The following is a 15,681-nucleotide window of genomic DNA, read 5'->3' as shown; positions in this document are numbered from 1 at the left end:
AAGTTACGTATCTGCTCCTCTCTCTTGTAGAAATCCGCATGGATTGGGAATGTAAGGCGAAACTAGCTTCTGCAATGTTTCAAGCTCCCCGTGGACAGCAGGATAAGCCTGCAGATTGGCAATCATCCCCCGGATCATGGCTTTGCGCGGCTCCGGCATCAAAAATTCACTTTCCAGAATAGCAAGTGATTCCAGACCGTCGTCTGCTCCAGGGGAACCGGAAGGAGCAGAACTGCTGAGCGTGGCCCGCATCTCTTTAATAAGCTGAAGCGGGCTGCGGCGGCGGCTGTCCTCCTGGCCGCTCATCCAGCTCTCCAGCACGGATTCGGTAATAAGCGGCTCCTGGCGGCCGCCAGACAGGCCGGCTGCAACGATGTCGAGCAGATCGACGAGGTGATCAGCCATGCGGGAGATCGCTACCTGCGATTCCTGGCCGAAGATCAGCCGGATATAGGCGTGGATCATGCCGTCCGCGAACAGGAATAAATCGCCTGTATAAGGCAGGACTGCCGGACCGTAGAGGGTATTCAGCTTGCTCTGGAACCATAACAGCAGCGGCGCATTAACCTTGCGGATCCATTCCGGCACCTCGTCGCCGCTTCTTCCGGAAACCTCCTGAAATTGCCGCTGCAAAAACTCGCGCAGCTCGTATACATGAGTGAGCAGAATTTCCACCTGGTTGCGCAGCTTCTCCCTCGGGCTGCTGCGGCTCTGCTGCTCTTCCCGCTGCAGCGGATCATGAATCATCCGGAAGCAATGCATATAGATGCTGCGTTCCAGCTCCTCTTTAGACTTAAATACAAGGTAGAGGCTGCCCTTGGAAATCCCGCACAGCTCAGCGATTTCCTGCATGGAGGTGGAGGAAGAGCCTTTTACCGCGAACAGCTGCATGGCGGTCTTAATAATCAGTTCCTGTTTGTTTGTGTTTTTATCAGCCAAAAGCAGTATGAGCCCCTTTCTGACTTATTGGTTCTATTTTTGACTCATAGGTCAGAAAGATTATAGTATAGTTTCCCGGTCATTACAAATCGCAATTATTCAGGTAATATATAGATGGGGAAATCAAGCTTTGTAAGGTTGAACAAGAGAGTAGGTTGCCTATGAGAAGAGGGTTGCAGGCACTGGTTATTATCGCTGCCTTGCTGGCATTTTATTATTTCGGCTTTGGTATTTTTGGCAGTACCGCCGGTACGATTATCAGTATTTTCTCTACGCTGACCGTGATTTCGATCGGCCTGGGGATCTTTATGGAGAACCGCAATCCGTCAACAACGATGGCCTGGATTCTGCTGCTGGCGCTGATTCCCGGGCTTGGGCTGGTCTTTTATTTCCTGTTCGGCCAGAACGTATTTAAACGGCGCAAGTATGACAAAAAAGCGCAGCGCGACCTGATGGCCTATGAGCGGATTGAGAACGATGCCCTGCATACATACCAGGACTGGTCTATCTTTGATCCCGCCCGCCAAAAGCTGCTTGGGCTGTCACAGAGGCTGGCCCGGACGCCGGTATCCTTCAGCTCGGAGACGCGGATTCTGACCAACGGGGAAGAAACGTTCGGCACGCTGCTGCTGGAGCTGCGGCAGGCGCAGCATCATATCCATATGGAGTATTATATTTTCCGTGCGGATCATATCGGCACGCGGATTCAGCAGATTCTGATTGAGAAGGCCCGTGCGGGTGTGGCTGTCAGATTCATGTACGATGCCGTAGGCAGCATGCAGCTCTCCAAGGCCTTTCTGAAGGCGTTAACAGATGCAGGGGTAAGAGTGGCGGCATACGGCAATTCCACTTCATTCTTTTCCAGCCGGGTCAACTACCGCAATCACCGCAAAATCGTCGTTATCGACGGGGATGTAGGCTTTATGGGCGGTCTTAATGTCGGGGATGAATACTTAAGCCGCAGCAAAACGTACGGCTTCTGGCGCGATACCCATATGCTGCTGCGGGGCGAGGCGGTACGGACGATGCAGATCATTTTTCTGCAGGACTGGATGCATACAACCGGGGAATCCATATTGGAGCAGGATTACCTCTCGCCGCAGCTGCGGTTTACGAACGGGGACGGGGCTGTGCAGATCATTGCCAGCGGACCGGACAACGAGCGGCGTGCACTGAAGAATATCTTCTTCTCCATGATCACTTCTGCGGAAAAATCAGTGTGGATCGCCAGTCCCTACTTTATTCCGGATGAGGACATTCTGACTGCGCTGCGGGTAGCCGCCATGTCCGGGCTTGATGTCCGCCTCCTGTTCCCGGCCAAGCCGGACAAATGGCTGCCGTTCCTAGCCTCACATTCCTATTTTCCGGCTATGCTGGAGTCGGGTGTGAAGATTTATGAGTATGAAAAGGGCTTCATTCACTCCAAGCTGCTCATCATCGACGGGGAGATTGCCACGATCGGCACGGCGAATATGGATATGCGCAGCTTCCATCTGAATTTCGAGGTCAATGCACTGCTGCTCCAGACCGAGAGCGTAGCCCGTATTGTGGCTGATTTTGAGCGTGATCTGCTGTCAACGCGCCAGATTGTGCATGAGACCTTCATGAACAAGCGGCTGCTTGAGCGGCTGCTCGAATCAGCGGCCCGGCTGATGTCACCGCTGCTCTAAGTGCCGTGCAGGCTTCTTTTGCACCGGATTATTAAGCAAATACAGCAACCGCCGGAAGAAGCGATTCAGGCTTCCCGGCGGTTATTTGGCTCTGTATGGGCCTGCTTAAAAGGTAGTAAACCCCAATCGCGTCTGCATCCGGTAGACGATGTATTTCAGCCAGGTCATCCCGCTCTGATATTCCTCCAGCGGCAGGCTGTAATCAGCCCTCTCATTATTCCACAGCCGGTTGAAGTAACCGGATATGTCCGTATACAGCGGCTGATCCGAAGGTACGCTCACCCACAGATTATTCTCCAGATTATAATCATCCAGATTGCGGGTTGTGAAGTTTGTTGAGCCGCCCAGCACGATAGAAGGGCCGGAGGCTTTGGCAATGAACAGCAGCTTGGAATGATACTGCTCCTTGCCGGTGTTATACCAGCGGATTTCAATTTTTCCGCCGGAGCGCTGGTTGAGGTTCATCGCAACCGGCCGGTTGGGAATACCGATTTTGTCGCGGCCGAAGGCATTCTGATTCGGGTCCAGGAGCAGCCGCACCTCTGCACCGCGCTCTGCTGCCTCAAGCAGCCCGCTGATAACGGCATCATCGGCCAGATAGAACATCCCCATCCAGAGGGTATCGCCAGCCCCGGCGCTGCGGATAGCCTCCAGCGTGTATTTATTGACCTTACCTTCAGTCAGATAACGGATGCCCAGCGGACCTTCTGCAGCCTGTGTAAGCGCCGGCGCCTGTGTCAGCAGCGGGCCGGCGCCGGAAAGATCGGCGGCCGCCTGTTCAGTGCGCACAATATCGGCAATAACCGGACCCTGCACCTCCAGCGCAATATTGGAGTGATAAGCGCTTGGGTCATGCACATTGCCGGAGGAGATGAGCGCACTGTTCTCGCTGACCACCACCTTGCGGTGATTGGCCTTGACATTCAGCAGTTTAAGGTAGGAACGGGCGGTAATATCCGGCCCGCCCGTGGCCATGAGGTTGGGAATCCAGCCGTTGCCGGACTGTCCGAACCATTGGATGAAGGTCCGCCATACTGCGGAGTAGGCAGGTGTAGAATCACGGAGCTTATCCACATCGGTGACTACCACCCGGATGCCGGCGGCTTTCATCTCCTCGAGCAGATGATTCGCTGCGGAGCCATAGTTGGTGTTCACCTCATCGGTAATAAACGCAATATCCATTGCCGGGTATGCAGCTTTGTGGGCAATGAGCTTATCGGTAAGCTCCCGGCTGACCTTGGGGAACTGCTGGTCTTTATGGGTGTAATCATTGAACAGGAACAGATCAATAACGAGAAACTGTCTGGATTCCTCGATAATCTGCAGAATTCTCGGCAGAATCTGCTCCTCCCGTCCCCCGTCTGCACTGCCGTCCTGATAAGTAAGATCATGCCAGAACTGAACGTCAGTAACCTTATACACGGGACTTTCATAGGAAATGCCAGGCGGCAGAGACTTGTGCGTCTGATAGAGCATGACACCGGCCAGCCATACAATAAGCAGCAGGATCACTACGGATAATTTACGGCGGAGCGTCCATCTGGGCCTGGAGGAGGCAGTGGAGGGTCCGCTTATGGAATTACTGAATTGATATAGCCGTTCCGGTGTGCCGGGTTGTCTGCCTGAAGTCATGGAAGGATCCTCCTGAGTCTGCTCGGGGTATTGTAACTACCTATTACCGCCCTGGAAGGACAAGTGAAGCAGCTGTACCCAAAAAGCCTGAACGTATATTTTTTTCCGGAACATGGCAGGAATATTCGCTCCCGCTCACAGCTCCGGCTGTTAGCCGAATCTGATGACATAATACGGGTACGACTGTATAATGAGTGTAAATGTTTTGTATAAGGTTTGAATTATTAAATATTATGTACCAGGTTATGGGAAAGAGAGTGGGGTGCAAGGTGTACTCGATTAAACAGGTCGTCGAAATGCTGGACATACCGTCTGTCACATTGAGAGCCTGGGAGAACAGGTATCAGGCAGTTACACCTGAGCGGACTGAATCCGGCTACAGGCTGTACACCCAGGACAATATTGAAGACCTGCGCTGGCTGAAGGAGCAGACAGAGAAGCAGGGGATCAGTATTTCACATGCGGTCCGGCTGCTGAAGGCCCGTAAGGATAATCCGGCGGCAGAAGGCCCGGCAGGGAACGACGGGACATCCGGGGAAGCCTTTGCGAAGATGAGGCAGCAGATCTATACAGCGCTGCTCGAATTTCAGGGCGAGCGGGCCAATGCGCTGATTGATTTCGGCTTTTCCATGTACGGGTATGAGGCGATGTTCCATCAGGTGCTTGTACCGGTATTGGTCAGGGTTGGCGATGCCTGGGAGGCAGGCACAGCTACAGTGGCGCAGGAGCATTATATGACGCATATGGTCTCCAACCGCTTTTATCAGTTCTTTCATCTGTTCCCGGTGTATGCCCATTTGCCGAAAGTGCTGGCCTTTTGTCCCGAAGGGGAGCATCATCAGGTCGGCCTGCTGCTGTTCTCGCTTTTTTTGCGCAAAAACGGGGTAGAGGTAGTCTATCTGGGTGCCAATACGCCGGAGGCCGGGATTATAGCCATGCTGGAAACGCAAAGCCGGGTCGGGGCGGTCTGCCTGTCGGTTACTGATAAGGAGCTGCGGCCCTACTGTGAAGCGCTGATTGCACGTTTGAAGGCGGTACGGGCGGATATGCGGTTTATCCTGGGAGGCAAAGCCTACGAAGAGGCGGGGGGGCCAGTTCCCGAAGCTGCTGAAGTGATATGGGGTCCTCCCGGACGCTGGCAGGAATGGTTTGATTTTTCATTTACCGGACTAAGAAATTAGCGCTGAAAAAGAGCTTGCAAAAACCCTTCTCAATCACCTGCGGGTGAAGCGGAAGGGTTTTTTGGTGCCGATTTTTATGCCGGGAAAGAGAAATCAGGGCCCTATTTAAGTTTATCCTGTTTTTTCCGGTAAACCCGGTTAGGGGTAGCTGTTTACAGGGGTAGATAAAGTATGTATGATATTTGTATCATAAATGTATAGTTTTTGTATAATGTTTGCGCAGGCAATCCTGTGTGCGCTGTAATGAAAATCATGGAGTAGGGAGTGGGACGGATGGCTGGAACAAGCGCCGCCAAGGTTGCGGTGGTCGGTGCAGGTCCGGGAGGGCTTGCTGCTGCTATGCTCCTGGCTGCTAAGGGCTATGAGGTTGAGGTATATGAGAAGCAGGATACGGTCGGAGGAAGATCTGGAGAGCTGCGGCTGGGTGAATACCATTTTGACCGCGGGGCTACTTTTCTGATGATGCCGCATCTGCTGGAGGAGCTGTTCACGATGGCGGGACGCTCCCTGCACAGTTATGTTTCGATGAAGGAGCTGGACCCGCTGTATTCCCTGCACTTCGGGGAGACCGTATTCCGGCCTTCTACGGATCAGGGGCAGACGGCGGCGGAGATCGAGCGGCTGTTCCCCGGCAACGGTGCCGGCTACCGCCGGTTTATGGCTGAGGAGGACGAGAAGTTCTCCAGAGTGATGCCCCTGCTCCAGCGCCCCTTTCAGTCACCTGCAGATTATTTAAAAAGGGATGTGCTGCACGCGCTGCCCAAGCTGCATGCAACGGATACGGTATATAACCGGCTGTCGAAATATTTTGACGATGAACGGCTGCGTTACGCGTTTACCTTTCAGGCCAAATACCTGGGAATGTCGCCCTGGGAATGTCCCGGAACGTTTACGATTCTGTCCTACCTCGAGCACCGCTATGGCCTGTATCATCCTATCGGCGGCATTAATAAGGTGCTGCAGGCTATGGCAGATGTGATCAAGGAGCTCGGCGGCCGTATTCATACTTCAAGTGCAGTGAAGAGGATCATGGTTAAAAACCATCATGCCTCCGGCCTGCTGCTGGCGGACGGGGAAAAGGTGCAGGCGGATTACGTTGTGCTCGGTGCTGATTTCGGGACGGCAGTGACCCAGCTGTTCGAGCCGGGCCTGCTCAAAAAATATACGCCGGTCAAGATGGCCCGCAAGCGCTATTCGTGCTCGACCGCGATGCTGTATCTCGGAGTGGACGGTGCAGTGGATCTCGGGCACCATTCCGTTCATTTCTCGGGCGACTACCGCCGCAACGTAGACGAAATAACACGGCAAGGTGTCCTGTCGGCTGACCCGTCCATTTATATACACAACCCTTCGGTTATTGACCCTACCCTGGCTCCGGCCGGCAAATCCTCTCTGTATGTACTGATGCCCGTTCCCAATCTGCAGGCCGGTATTGACTGGCGGCAGGAGGGACCGGCTGTCAGGGAGCAGATGATGGAGCGGCTGGAGCACATTCCGCAGCTGGCCGGATTGTCCGGACGGGTGGAGGAGAGTAAGTTCTTCTCGCCGCTGGACTGGCGGGACAGCCTGGGTGTATATAACGGTGCGACCTTTAATCTGGCCCATAATCTCGGCCAGATGATGTACCTCCGGCCGCATAATACGTTCCAGGAGGTGTCCGGCATCTGGCTTGTAGGGGGCGGTACGCATCCGGGCAGCGGGCTGCCGACGATATTTGAGTCGGCGAAGATCAGTGCACGCCTGCTTGAGGAGCATGACCGCGCTGCCCGCAGCCGGTCCGTTGCCGTAGCAGGTGCAGCGGGCAGCGGGGTGCCGCTGTGAGCCGCGTAGCTATTGTCGGCGGCGGCATCGGCGGGCTGACTGCGGCGCTGCTGCTGAGCAGACAGGGGCAGGAGGTCGTGATTTATGAGCGTGCCGACCGGGTGGGCGGCCGGGTCGCTTTTGAAGAGGAGGGGCCGTACCGGATTGACCAGGGGCCGACCATTGTACTGCTGCCGGAGATGCTGAACGGCATTCTCGAGGAAGGCGGGCTTCCGCCCGGCAGCCTTGAGCTGCTGCGCTGCGATCCGCTCTGCCGGATTCACTTCCGGAGCGGGCGTGTGCTGACCAAGGTAGCAGGCCTGGAAGAGCAGGCCGCGGAGATTGAACGTGAATTCCCCGGAGAGGGCAGCGGCTTCCTCCGGTTTATGGATGATATGGCCGGACTGTTCCCTCGGGGCAAGGCCTCCTTCCTGGAGCAGCCGTTCCCCCGGTGGCGTGAATTCTTCAGCCCGGCGAATCTGCGGCTGATGAGCCGTCTGCGTGCCTACCGAAGCCTCCGGTCGGCGGTAGGCAGCTATTTCCGCAGCGAGGAGCTGCGGGACGCCTTTTCCCTGCAGAGCCTGTACATCGGCGGCGCCCCGTTCCGCACCCCGGGCATATACACGATGCTGCCGTATGCGGAGAGCGCCTTCGGCATCTGGATGCTGAAGGGCGGTTATGGACAGCTGCCGCGTATCCTCTCCCGTGAGCTGCTGAGCCGCGGAGTTGAGATTCACACCGGTACAGAGGTAGAGAGCCTGCATGTTGAAGACGGGCGGTGCACCGGTATCGTTGCCGGTGGTGTCCGGCATTCGTATGATGCCGTGCTGTACAATGGCGAATTTCCACTGCTGGAGCAGCTGCTGCCGGCAGAGCTGTTCGCCGGAGCTGCGCCTGTGAAGCGTAACTCAGTTAAGGGCACGCTCAAGCGCAGCAGGTATCAGCCCTCCTCAGGCTGTGTGCTGATCTATGCCGGGACGGACAGACGCTGGCCGGAAGCAGAGACCCATCAGTTCTTCCTGCCGGACAGCCTGAATGATAACTTGCGTGAATTATTTGACCGCGGCAGAATTTCACAGCTGCCCTCCTATTACGTGTTTAATCCGGCAGCTGTGGATGACAGCGCTGCACCTCCCGGAGAAAGCGTGCTGTACTTCCTGATTCCTGTTCCGGCTGATCCGGAGCTGGATTGGGATACCCTGGCCGGTTCTCTGGCCGAACGTGTATTGGAGGATGCGGAGCAGAGAGGGTTTCCGGGTCTGAAGTCCAGTCTTGTATGGAAAAAGCTCCGTACGCCGGCGGATGCGCACAAGGAAGGCCTCTACGGTGGCGGGAGCTTCGGTATTGCCCCGGTGCTGAGCCAGCTAGGCGTCTTCCGGCCTCAGCCTAAGCCGTATCCGATCAAAGGCCTATATGCCGCAGGCGCCTCTGTCCATCCCGGCGGAGGTGTGCCGATTGTTATGCAGGGTGCACGGATGGCTGTCCATGAACTCATGAAGGAGATGAATTGATGATTAACGAGAGCATTATGCGCGAGTGTGAGGAATTGATGAAGAAGGGCTCGACCTCCTTTCATAAGGCTTTTGCCGGACTGCCGAGTCCGCGCCGTGAAGCTGTACATGTGATTTATGCCTTCTGCCGGATTATTGACGACAGTGTGGATGAGCCGGAGAAGTCGCCGTATACCATTCATGAGCTGCGCCGGCTTTTCATACGGCTTGAGGAAGCGGAAGGGCACTTTATCTGGCCGGCACTCCGCTGGCTGTTCGCCAGCTTCCCGGGCCTTACGCGGGAACCGTTCCTGCTGCAGATGCAAGGACAGCTGGGGGATCTGACGTTCACTCATTATGAGACTATGGCGGAGCTGGAAGACTATTGTTACCTTGTGGCCGGTACTGTCGGTGAGATGCTGCTGCCGGTATTGCGCGAAGATTCGGATGAAGATGTACAGGCGGCCGGCATTTCGCTGGGCATCGGTATGCAGATTGTCAATATTATCCGTGATGTCGGAGAGGATCTGCGCCGGGGCAGGCGTTATGTGCCCCTTGAGCTTATGCAGAAATACGGTTACAGCCAGGAGGAGCTGGAATCGGGTCTTGTCGACCAGCGTTTCGTGAACATCATCGAAGACCTCCGACGGGAAGCGCTGGGCTGGTTCGAGAAGGGGCTTGCCCATATAGAGACTTATCCGCCGGAGAGCGGCCTCGCAGTCGAACTGGCGGCAGCATTCTATGCAGCTATTCTGGAATCGGTGGCTGAAGCCGGGTACGATGTTTTCCGCAACAGGGCGTATGTCAGCGATGAAGCCAAGCTGCGGATGCTGGGCCATACAGCGGCACGTTATGCATCCAGACTGGCTGCGGTGCTGTAGATGATCAGGACTGTATTCTGGCTCTGGTATAGTATTGGCGCTCTGCTGCTGATTTTTTTCAGTGTTCCGCAGGGGCTGCAGTTTTCAAACGGTCTATTTCTGGTCTTTTATGCAGTGTATGCTGGTGAACTAATTATCAAGGGACATGTACAGACCTATATGGCCGACCAGTCAGTCATTTTTCCGCGTCAGCTGAAGCCGTTCCCTTTTCTGCTATCCGCTGCGCTGATCTGGACCTGCGGAATGGGGGTAGAATGGCTCGGCGTTCATACCGGGCACCTGTTCGGCAGCTACAGTTATTCCGATATTCTCGGGCCGCTGGTGTACGGTGTGCCGGTCACGCTGGGATTTGCCTGGATCGCCGTTGTCGGCAATGCCGTCCTGCTGAGCCGGGACTTCGGGCAGTCAGGCTGGCGACTTCTGCTGCTGCGGGCGGCACAGGTCGGCTTCTGGACCGTCCTGCTGGATCTGGTGCTTGACCCCGTGGCACATGCACGGGGGTTCTGGACCTGGGGGGACGGGGGCGGCTTTTACGGAGTGCCCTGGAGCAATTTTGCCGGCTGGCTGATTGCGGGCTCGCTGCTGTCCTTCTTCGTGCCCGCAGTCCGGATATCACCCAAGACTGTCCGGCTCGGCACCCGGCTCTATCAGGCTGTTCTAATGATGTTCGGTCTTGTCGGCCTCCGAGAGGGACTGCCTCTTTGTATAATAATTGCCGGTATAGGGGCTGTACTCGCGGAAGGGAGTCTGCGCTATGCTCGAAGCGGCCAAATCGTCAAGCTTTGATGCCCTGTTCTACAGATACAATTCCTTGTATCTGCTGCGCAGGCATTTCCGTGCCATCGGAATATCAGGTGATCTGCAGCCGGCGTCAGCCGGAGACAGGCCGGTACTCTACATTATGAACCACAGCTCCTGGTGGGACGGACTGCTGGCATATCATGCGGCAAAATTGCTAACCCGGCGCCGGCAGTATTTCATGATGGAGGAAGCCCAGCTGCGCAAATTTCAGTTTTTCCGCCGCTTGGGCGCTTATTCAATCAACCGCAGCGAGCCTGCCGATGTCAGGGCCTCCCTGCGCTATACTGCAAGGCTCCTTAGTGAAGGTGGCAGTGTGTGGATGTATCCTGAAGGCGAGCTTCTGCCGCTTGAGCACCGTCCGCTGGAGCTCAAGGAAGGGGCAGCCGTTGTACTCCGCCTGTGTCCCGATACTGCAGTAGTCCCGGTAACCCTGTATCACGGGCTGTTTTTCCATCCCAAGCCGGAGGCGACGCTTGTGGCCGGCCCGCCTCAGATCCATCCATGGAAAGCTATGGACAGACACAGCGTTACGGCGCTGCTGGCCTCCTGCCTGCGGGAGCAGCTGGATGGCCACCGCCGGCTGATTCTTGAGCACCAGGGGCATATGCCGGCCGGCTTCGAGCCGCTGATGAAGACAGGCGGCTCGGTTCATGAAAGATATGATGCCTGGCGGAGGGGGGGCCGATGATTGCTGTTCTGCAAGGCATAACCGCAGTGATCCTGCTGCAGCTGGCTTTTGCCGTATGGAATGCTTCAAGGCTTCCGGTGCTAGGGGCACAGTACAGAGAGGGGCCGGCAGGGCCTGAGAGTGAACAGCAAAGGCAGGAAGCGGCAGGTGCAGCGGATACAAAATACCGGCTGGAGTCCGCAGCTTCACAGGCCCCCGCCATTTCCGTGCTGATTCCGGCGCGCGATGAAGCGGCGAACATAACCGCCTGCCTGAACTCTGTGCTTGCCTGCAGCACGGCTGGACGCCCGGTCGAGATTATCGTACTGGATGACCGTTCTTCCGATGGCACTGCAGCGCTTGCCGCAGCGGCCGGAGGCGCACGGACACAAGTACTTGCAGGTGCCGCTCTGCCGGAAGGCTGGGCAGGCAAATGCCATGCCTGCGCCCAGCTGGCGGAGGCCGCCGCCGGAGAGTGGCTGCTGTTCCTGGATGCAGACATCCGGCTGCAGCCACAGGCGCTGAGCGCGGCATTAGCCGCAGCCGGGCTTCAGGGCAGCGGATTGATTACCGGATTTCCCAGGCAGCTGACCGGCTCCTGGCTGGAGCGCCTCGCTGTTCCGCTGATGATGTTCACGATTATCTGCCATCTGCCGGTCCCGCTGGTCCGCCGTTCAAGGGACCCGCGGTTTGTGGCCGCCCACGGCGGATTCATGCTGATTCACAGGGACTCCTATCAGCGCTGCGGAGGGCACAGCGGCATCCGTAATCAGCTGGTGGATGATATGGCGCTGGCCAGAGCAGTCAAGCTTGCCGGTGAGCCGGTAACCTTGGCAGATATTACAGAACATACAGAAATGCGGATGTATCACAATGCCGGAGAGGTCTGGAGGGGCTACCGCAAAAATATATATGCCGGCCTTGGACGCAAGCCGCTGCTGCTGCTCGGGGTCCTGCTGTTCTATTCCCTGCTGTACGTTTTTCCGGTAATTGCTGCGCTTTGGAATATAGTTACCGGGCTGACACCGGCGCTGCTCTGGGCGGGCGCGGCCATCGCGGCCGGAGCCGCTGTCAAAAGAACGGCCGATGCCGCCGGCCGGCAGCCCTTCTGGCACTGCATGCTGCTGCCGGCGGCAATTGTAAGCCTGATTGCTATTGCAGCTGCATCGTGGCGCGGAGGTGTATCCGGCCAGGGCTATATATGGAAAGGGAGGCGTTACCGTTGAATAAGCAGGCGGTTATAATCGGGGCCGGCTTCGGCAGCCTGTCCTGTGCAGTTACGCTGGCTGCAAAGGGCTGGAAGATAACTGTACTGGAAAGGCAGGCTTACCCCGGCGGTAAGCTGCAGCGGGTTAAAGAGCAGGGGTATACCTTTGACAGGGGGCCCAGTACAATAACCATGCCGCATGTATTCCGTTCGCTGTATGAGCTTGCCGGGGCTGAGATGGAGGACTATGCCGAGCTGTATGAGCTGGAGCCGAGAACAAGGAATGTTTTTGCAGACGGCCATACGGTTGATCTGTCCAAGGATACACCGTTTATGCTTGAGCAGATAGCCGCCTATTCTTCACAGGATGCCGGGCGCTATACGGAATTTATGGCTGAAGCTGAGCTGCTCTACCGGTTAAGCGAAAAGCAGTTTCTGAACCGGCTGCTGCTCTCGTGGAAGGATAAGCTGTCTTTGCCGCTTGTGCGCGATCTGCTGCGGGTAAGGCCGTTTCTTACACTGCAGTCGCTGCTTCAGCGTTATTTCAGGCATCCTAATACACTGGCTATGCTGGGCCGTTATGCCACTTATGTCGGCTCGTCCCCTTACCGGTCTCCGGCGATATTTGCCATGCTGGGGCATGTGGAGGCGCGACTTGGGGTATATGGGGTTAAGGGCGGTACATATAAGCTGGTGGAAGGGCTGGCGGCGCTGGCCCGGCAGCTTGGCGTAGAGATTGTTACCGATACAGAGGTTACCGGCATCTCTGCTGTCCGCGGTAAAGTGGAAGGAGTAGAGACTTCACGGGGCTTCTACCCTGCAAGAACCGTAATTGCCGGCGGAGATGTGCTGAGCGTCAGCCGCATGCTGCTGCCGGAATCCGCACGCCGGGCAATGAGCGACCGCAGAATTGCACGCTATGAGCCGTCATTGTCGGGTCTTGTGACACTTGCCGGTGTGAGGCGGAAATATGAGCAGCTGTTGCATCATACGGTGTTTTTTCCGGAGCAGTATGAGCCTGAGTTCACTGACATATTTGCCAAAAGACGCCCGCCGCAAAATCCGGCAGTGTATGTCTGTCACTCCGGCTGCTCTGAGCCCGGCATGGCTCCTGAGGACGGCAGCAATTTGTTCATTCTGGCCAATGCACCTTATCTTGACCGTGCCTGCGACTGGAACAGTGAGGCGGAGGCATACGGGCGCCGGGTGACGGACACGCTGGAGAACTTCGGCATCGCAGGGCTGGATCAGGCGGAGGTCCTTCAGCGCTATACGCCGCAGCATCTTGCCGATGATACTCTCGCCCACCGGGGGGCTATCTACGGCATATCCTCCAATTCCGTCCGCCAGACCTTCTTCCGTCCGGCCAACCGATCCAGGGATATTCAGGGGTTATGGTATGTGGGCGGAACCACCCATCCCGGAGGAGGAACACCGGTCGTATCCCTGTCGGGGAGGCTTGTAGGTGAGCATATTGCAGGCGGAAGCTAGGAGAGGCCGGCCTTTCTGTTATTTGCGGGGCGGCGGTGCTATAATGAAGCGTGCTTGGCAAGAGATGCCGGCTGCTCCGGCATTTGGCGGTTACGGATTTACAAAATGAGAAGGCAGAGGAGGAGACAGCATGGAGCAATTGCCGATACACACTACAACATCCTTAGCGGCTCAAGCGGACGGGGACCCGCTTCTGCCGGGCAGCGCAGGGGAGAAGTCCCTGCTGCCTTCCTCCACAACAGGCGAGCGTAAGCTGGAGCATGTGCGGCTCTGTCTGAATGAGGCGGTGGGAGGCAGCGGCATAACTACCGGCCTGGAAGAATACCGCTTCCTTCACAATGCGCTGCCTGAGCTGAATTTCGATGATATTTCACTGCAGACGTCCTTTTTGGGACGCCAGCTGCGGACCCCGCTGCTTATCAGCTCGATGACCGGCGGCAGCAAGGCGACCGGTGCGATCAATGACCGGCTGGCTGAAGCTGCAGAGCGGCGCGGCTGGGCGCTTGGTGTCGGCTCGGTACGGGCGGCGGTGGAGCGGGCGGAGCTGGCCGAGACCTTCCGGGTACGGGAGCGGGCTCCGGGAATTCCCGTCATCGCCAATATCGGCGCCGTCCAGCTGTCCTACGGCTTCGGCGTGGAGGAATGCCGCCGTGCTGTAGACATTGCAGGTGCGGACTGGCTTGTGCTGCATCTGAACGGGCTGCAGGAGGTCTTCCAGCCGGAAGGCAATACCGGCTTTGCTTCTCTGCTTGCAGCGATCGAGAAGGTCTGCCGGGCGCTGCCGGTGCCGGTGGGCATCAAGGAGGTCGGCTGGGGGATTGACGGGGGGACGGCGCTCAGGCTGTATAATGCCGGCGCTGCCTTTATCGACGTCGCTGGTGCCGGCGGCACCTCATGGAGCCAGGTGGAGAAATTCCGCAGCACCGATCCGGTGCGCCGGGCAGCGGCGGAAGCCTTCGCCGACTGGGGCATTCCGACGGCTGAATGCATCCGCGGGGTACGGGCGGCCGCGCCGCACGGTGCGCTGATCGGCAGCGGCGGCCTCAGGCACGGCGTCGATGCGGCTAAGGCGATAGCGCTCGGTGCCGACCTCGCCGGCTTCGGCCGGAATCTGCTCGGCCCGGCAGTGGAATCCGAGGAAGCGCTCGACCGGGCGCTGGCCCAGGCGGAGCTGGAGCTGCGGATCGCGATGTTCGGCATTGGCGCGCCCGATCTGTCTGCGCTGCGCGGCACCTCCCGGCTGCTCCGGCGGCAACAATAACAGAAGTATAAAGGAAGTGCTGAATGATGATTAAGCTGGTCCGGATGGACGAGCCTGCCTTTCAATTTTTTTTGCAGCAGGCAACCCGCGATTATGCGGAGGATAAAGTAAGAATCGGCGCATGGGATCAGGAGACGGCGATGAAGCTGTCGCAGGAGGAAATGACCCGTTTTCTGCCGCAGGGCCTTTATACGGAAGGGGCCTATCTGTATTCCGTCGTTGAGGAAGAAACAGGCACCCAGGCCGGCTATATCTGGTTCAATGTAAACCGTGGCCGCCAGGGTAAGGAAGCCTTTATTTATGATTTCTACATCTTCGAGCCGTATCAGCGTAACGGGTATGGCAGCAGAGCGCTGGCTCTGCTGGATGACGAGGCGCGTTCCATGGGCGTCACGCAGATCGGCCTGCATGTGTTCGGCGATAATGAACGGGCCCTCAAGCTGTATCAAAAAATGGGATACGGGATTACCGATATTTCGATGTCTAAGAAGCTGTAGCAATTAAATACCACAACAGTATGAAAGACTCCGCCGGGGTCTTTTTTGCTGCACAGGAAATTATACAATGCAAAAAAATGTGGATAACTCCGATGAAAAATAAAGGAGGGGTGGACGTGAAGAATCAGGAGACATGGAAGAAACGACCTGATACCAACCCCCAC

13 protein-coding genes are annotated in these 15,681 nt (G+C 56.9%); 11 read left to right on the top strand and 2 right to left on the bottom strand.

Annotated elements, in window-relative coordinates:
- Positions 1-3 precede the first annotated feature (3 nt).
- Positions 4-939 carry a TetR/AcrR family transcriptional regulator gene (locus tag BN3772_RS22475; protein WP_042202380.1) on the bottom strand — a complete coding sequence of 312 codons (936 nt, stop codon included), beginning with the start codon at positions 937-939 and terminating at the stop codon, positions 4-6.
- A 161-nt stretch (positions 940-1,100) separates the two neighbouring features.
- Between BN3772_RS22475 and cls the strand changes: the two genes are divergently transcribed.
- Positions 1,101-2,609, top strand: coding sequence for a cardiolipin synthase (gene cls / locus BN3772_RS22470; RefSeq protein WP_042202379.1), 1,509 nt, complete (start codon positions 1,101-1,103; stop codon positions 2,607-2,609).
- A gap of 105 nt (positions 2,610-2,714) precedes the next feature.
- Here the strand turns inward: cls and BN3772_RS22465 are convergent, their stop codons facing one another.
- Entirely contained in the window at positions 2,715-4,241 is a 1,527-nt protein-coding gene (locus BN3772_RS22465) for a phospholipase D family protein (RefSeq protein ID WP_086074711.1), read from the bottom strand.
- Positions 4,242-4,510: 269 nt separating this feature from the next.
- Here BN3772_RS22465 and BN3772_RS22460 point away from each other — a divergent pair, with 269 nt between their 5' ends.
- The 10 genes from BN3772_RS22460 (at position 4,511) to BN3772_RS22415 (ending at position 15,517) form a co-directional block, all read left to right on the top strand.
- Positions 4,511-5,422, top strand: coding sequence for a MerR family transcriptional regulator (locus BN3772_RS22460; RefSeq protein ID WP_052380646.1), 912 nt, complete (start codon positions 4,511-4,513; stop codon positions 5,420-5,422).
- Positions 5,423-5,695: 273 nt separating this feature from the next.
- Positions 5,696-7,243: a phytoene desaturase family protein gene (locus BN3772_RS22455; RefSeq protein ID WP_042202378.1), complete on the top strand. Its 1,548-nt coding sequence runs from the start codon at positions 5,696-5,698 to the stop codon at positions 7,241-7,243.
- Positions 7,240-8,733, top strand: a complete 1,494-nt coding sequence (locus tag BN3772_RS22450) for a phytoene desaturase family protein (protein ID WP_042202377.1) — start codon at positions 7,240-7,242, stop codon at positions 8,731-8,733. The genes BN3772_RS22455 and BN3772_RS22450 overlap by 4 nt, the downstream gene beginning before the upstream one ends.
- Positions 8,733-9,593, top strand: a complete 861-nt coding sequence (locus BN3772_RS22445) for a phytoene/squalene synthase family protein (protein ID WP_042202376.1) — start codon at positions 8,733-8,735, stop codon at positions 9,591-9,593. The genes BN3772_RS22450 and BN3772_RS22445 overlap by 1 nt, the downstream gene beginning before the upstream one ends.
- A complete protein-coding gene (locus BN3772_RS22440) occupies positions 9,594-10,379 on the top strand; it encodes a carotenoid biosynthesis protein (protein ID WP_042202371.1) in 786 nt (261 codons plus the stop codon).
- The gene (locus BN3772_RS22435; RefSeq protein ID WP_042202369.1) at positions 10,348-11,082 is read left to right on the top strand and encodes a lysophospholipid acyltransferase family protein; all 735 of its coding nucleotides are present in this window, start codon (positions 10,348-10,350) and stop codon (positions 11,080-11,082) included. The genes BN3772_RS22440 and BN3772_RS22435 overlap by 32 nt, the downstream gene beginning before the upstream one ends.
- Positions 11,079-12,287, top strand: coding sequence for a glycosyltransferase family 2 protein (locus tag BN3772_RS22430; protein ID WP_042202368.1), 1,209 nt, complete (start codon positions 11,079-11,081; stop codon positions 12,285-12,287). Before BN3772_RS22435 ends, BN3772_RS22430 begins: the two co-directional genes overlap by 4 nt.
- Entirely contained in the window at positions 12,263-13,759 is a 1,497-nt protein-coding gene (locus BN3772_RS22425) for a phytoene desaturase family protein (protein ID WP_042202367.1), read from the top strand. The genes BN3772_RS22430 and BN3772_RS22425 overlap by 25 nt, the downstream gene beginning before the upstream one ends.
- A 130-nt stretch (positions 13,760-13,889) precedes the next feature.
- Positions 13,890-15,020: a type 2 isopentenyl-diphosphate Delta-isomerase gene (gene fni / locus BN3772_RS22420; protein WP_086074710.1), complete on the top strand. Its 1,131-nt coding sequence runs from the start codon at positions 13,890-13,892 to the stop codon at positions 15,018-15,020.
- A gap of 23 nt (positions 15,021-15,043) precedes the next feature.
- Positions 15,044-15,517 (top strand): GNAT family N-acetyltransferase, encoded by a 474-nt coding sequence (locus BN3772_RS22415; protein WP_042202366.1) that lies wholly within the window; start codon positions 15,044-15,046, stop codon positions 15,515-15,517.
- Positions 15,518-15,681 lie beyond the last annotated feature (164 nt).

It is taken from the genome of Paenibacillus camerounensis, assembly GCF_000723885.1.
GTDB lineage: Bacteria > Bacillota > Bacilli > Paenibacillales > Paenibacillaceae > Paenibacillus_AQ > Paenibacillus_AQ camerounensis.
The sequence above is the reverse complement of the archived record's forward strand: the minus strand, read 5'-3'. Positions and strand labels throughout refer to the sequence as shown.

What these genes read in the sequence shown, in the direction of transcription:
- cls (WP_042202379.1), top strand. Translation starts at nt 1,101, where the DNA reads ATGAGAAGAGGGTTGCAGGCACTGGTTATTATCGCTGCCTTGCTGGCA.
- BN3772_RS22465 (WP_086074711.1), bottom strand. Translation starts at nt 4,241, where the DNA reads ATGACTTCAGGCAGACAACCCGGCACACCGGAACGGCTATATCAATTC.
- BN3772_RS22455 (WP_042202378.1), top strand. Translation starts at nt 5,696, where the DNA reads ATGGCTGGAACAAGCGCCGCCAAGGTTGCGGTGGTCGGTGCAGGTCCG.
- BN3772_RS22445 (WP_042202376.1), top strand. Translation starts at nt 8,733, where the DNA reads ATGATTAACGAGAGCATTATGCGCGAGTGTGAGGAATTGATGAAGAAG.
- BN3772_RS22440 (WP_042202371.1), top strand. Translation starts at nt 9,594, where the DNA reads ATGATCAGGACTGTATTCTGGCTCTGGTATAGTATTGGCGCTCTGCTG.
- BN3772_RS22435 (WP_042202369.1), top strand. Translation starts at nt 10,348, where the DNA reads ATGCTCGAAGCGGCCAAATCGTCAAGCTTTGATGCCCTGTTCTACAGA.
- BN3772_RS22430 (WP_042202368.1), top strand. Translation starts at nt 11,079, where the DNA reads ATGATTGCTGTTCTGCAAGGCATAACCGCAGTGATCCTGCTGCAGCTG.
- BN3772_RS22425 (WP_042202367.1), top strand. Translation starts at nt 12,263, where the DNA reads ATGGAAAGGGAGGCGTTACCGTTGAATAAGCAGGCGGTTATAATCGGG.
- fni (WP_086074710.1), top strand. Translation starts at nt 13,890, where the DNA reads ATGGAGCAATTGCCGATACACACTACAACATCCTTAGCGGCTCAAGCG.
- BN3772_RS22415 (WP_042202366.1), top strand. Translation starts at nt 15,044, where the DNA reads ATGATGATTAAGCTGGTCCGGATGGACGAGCCTGCCTTTCAATTTTTT.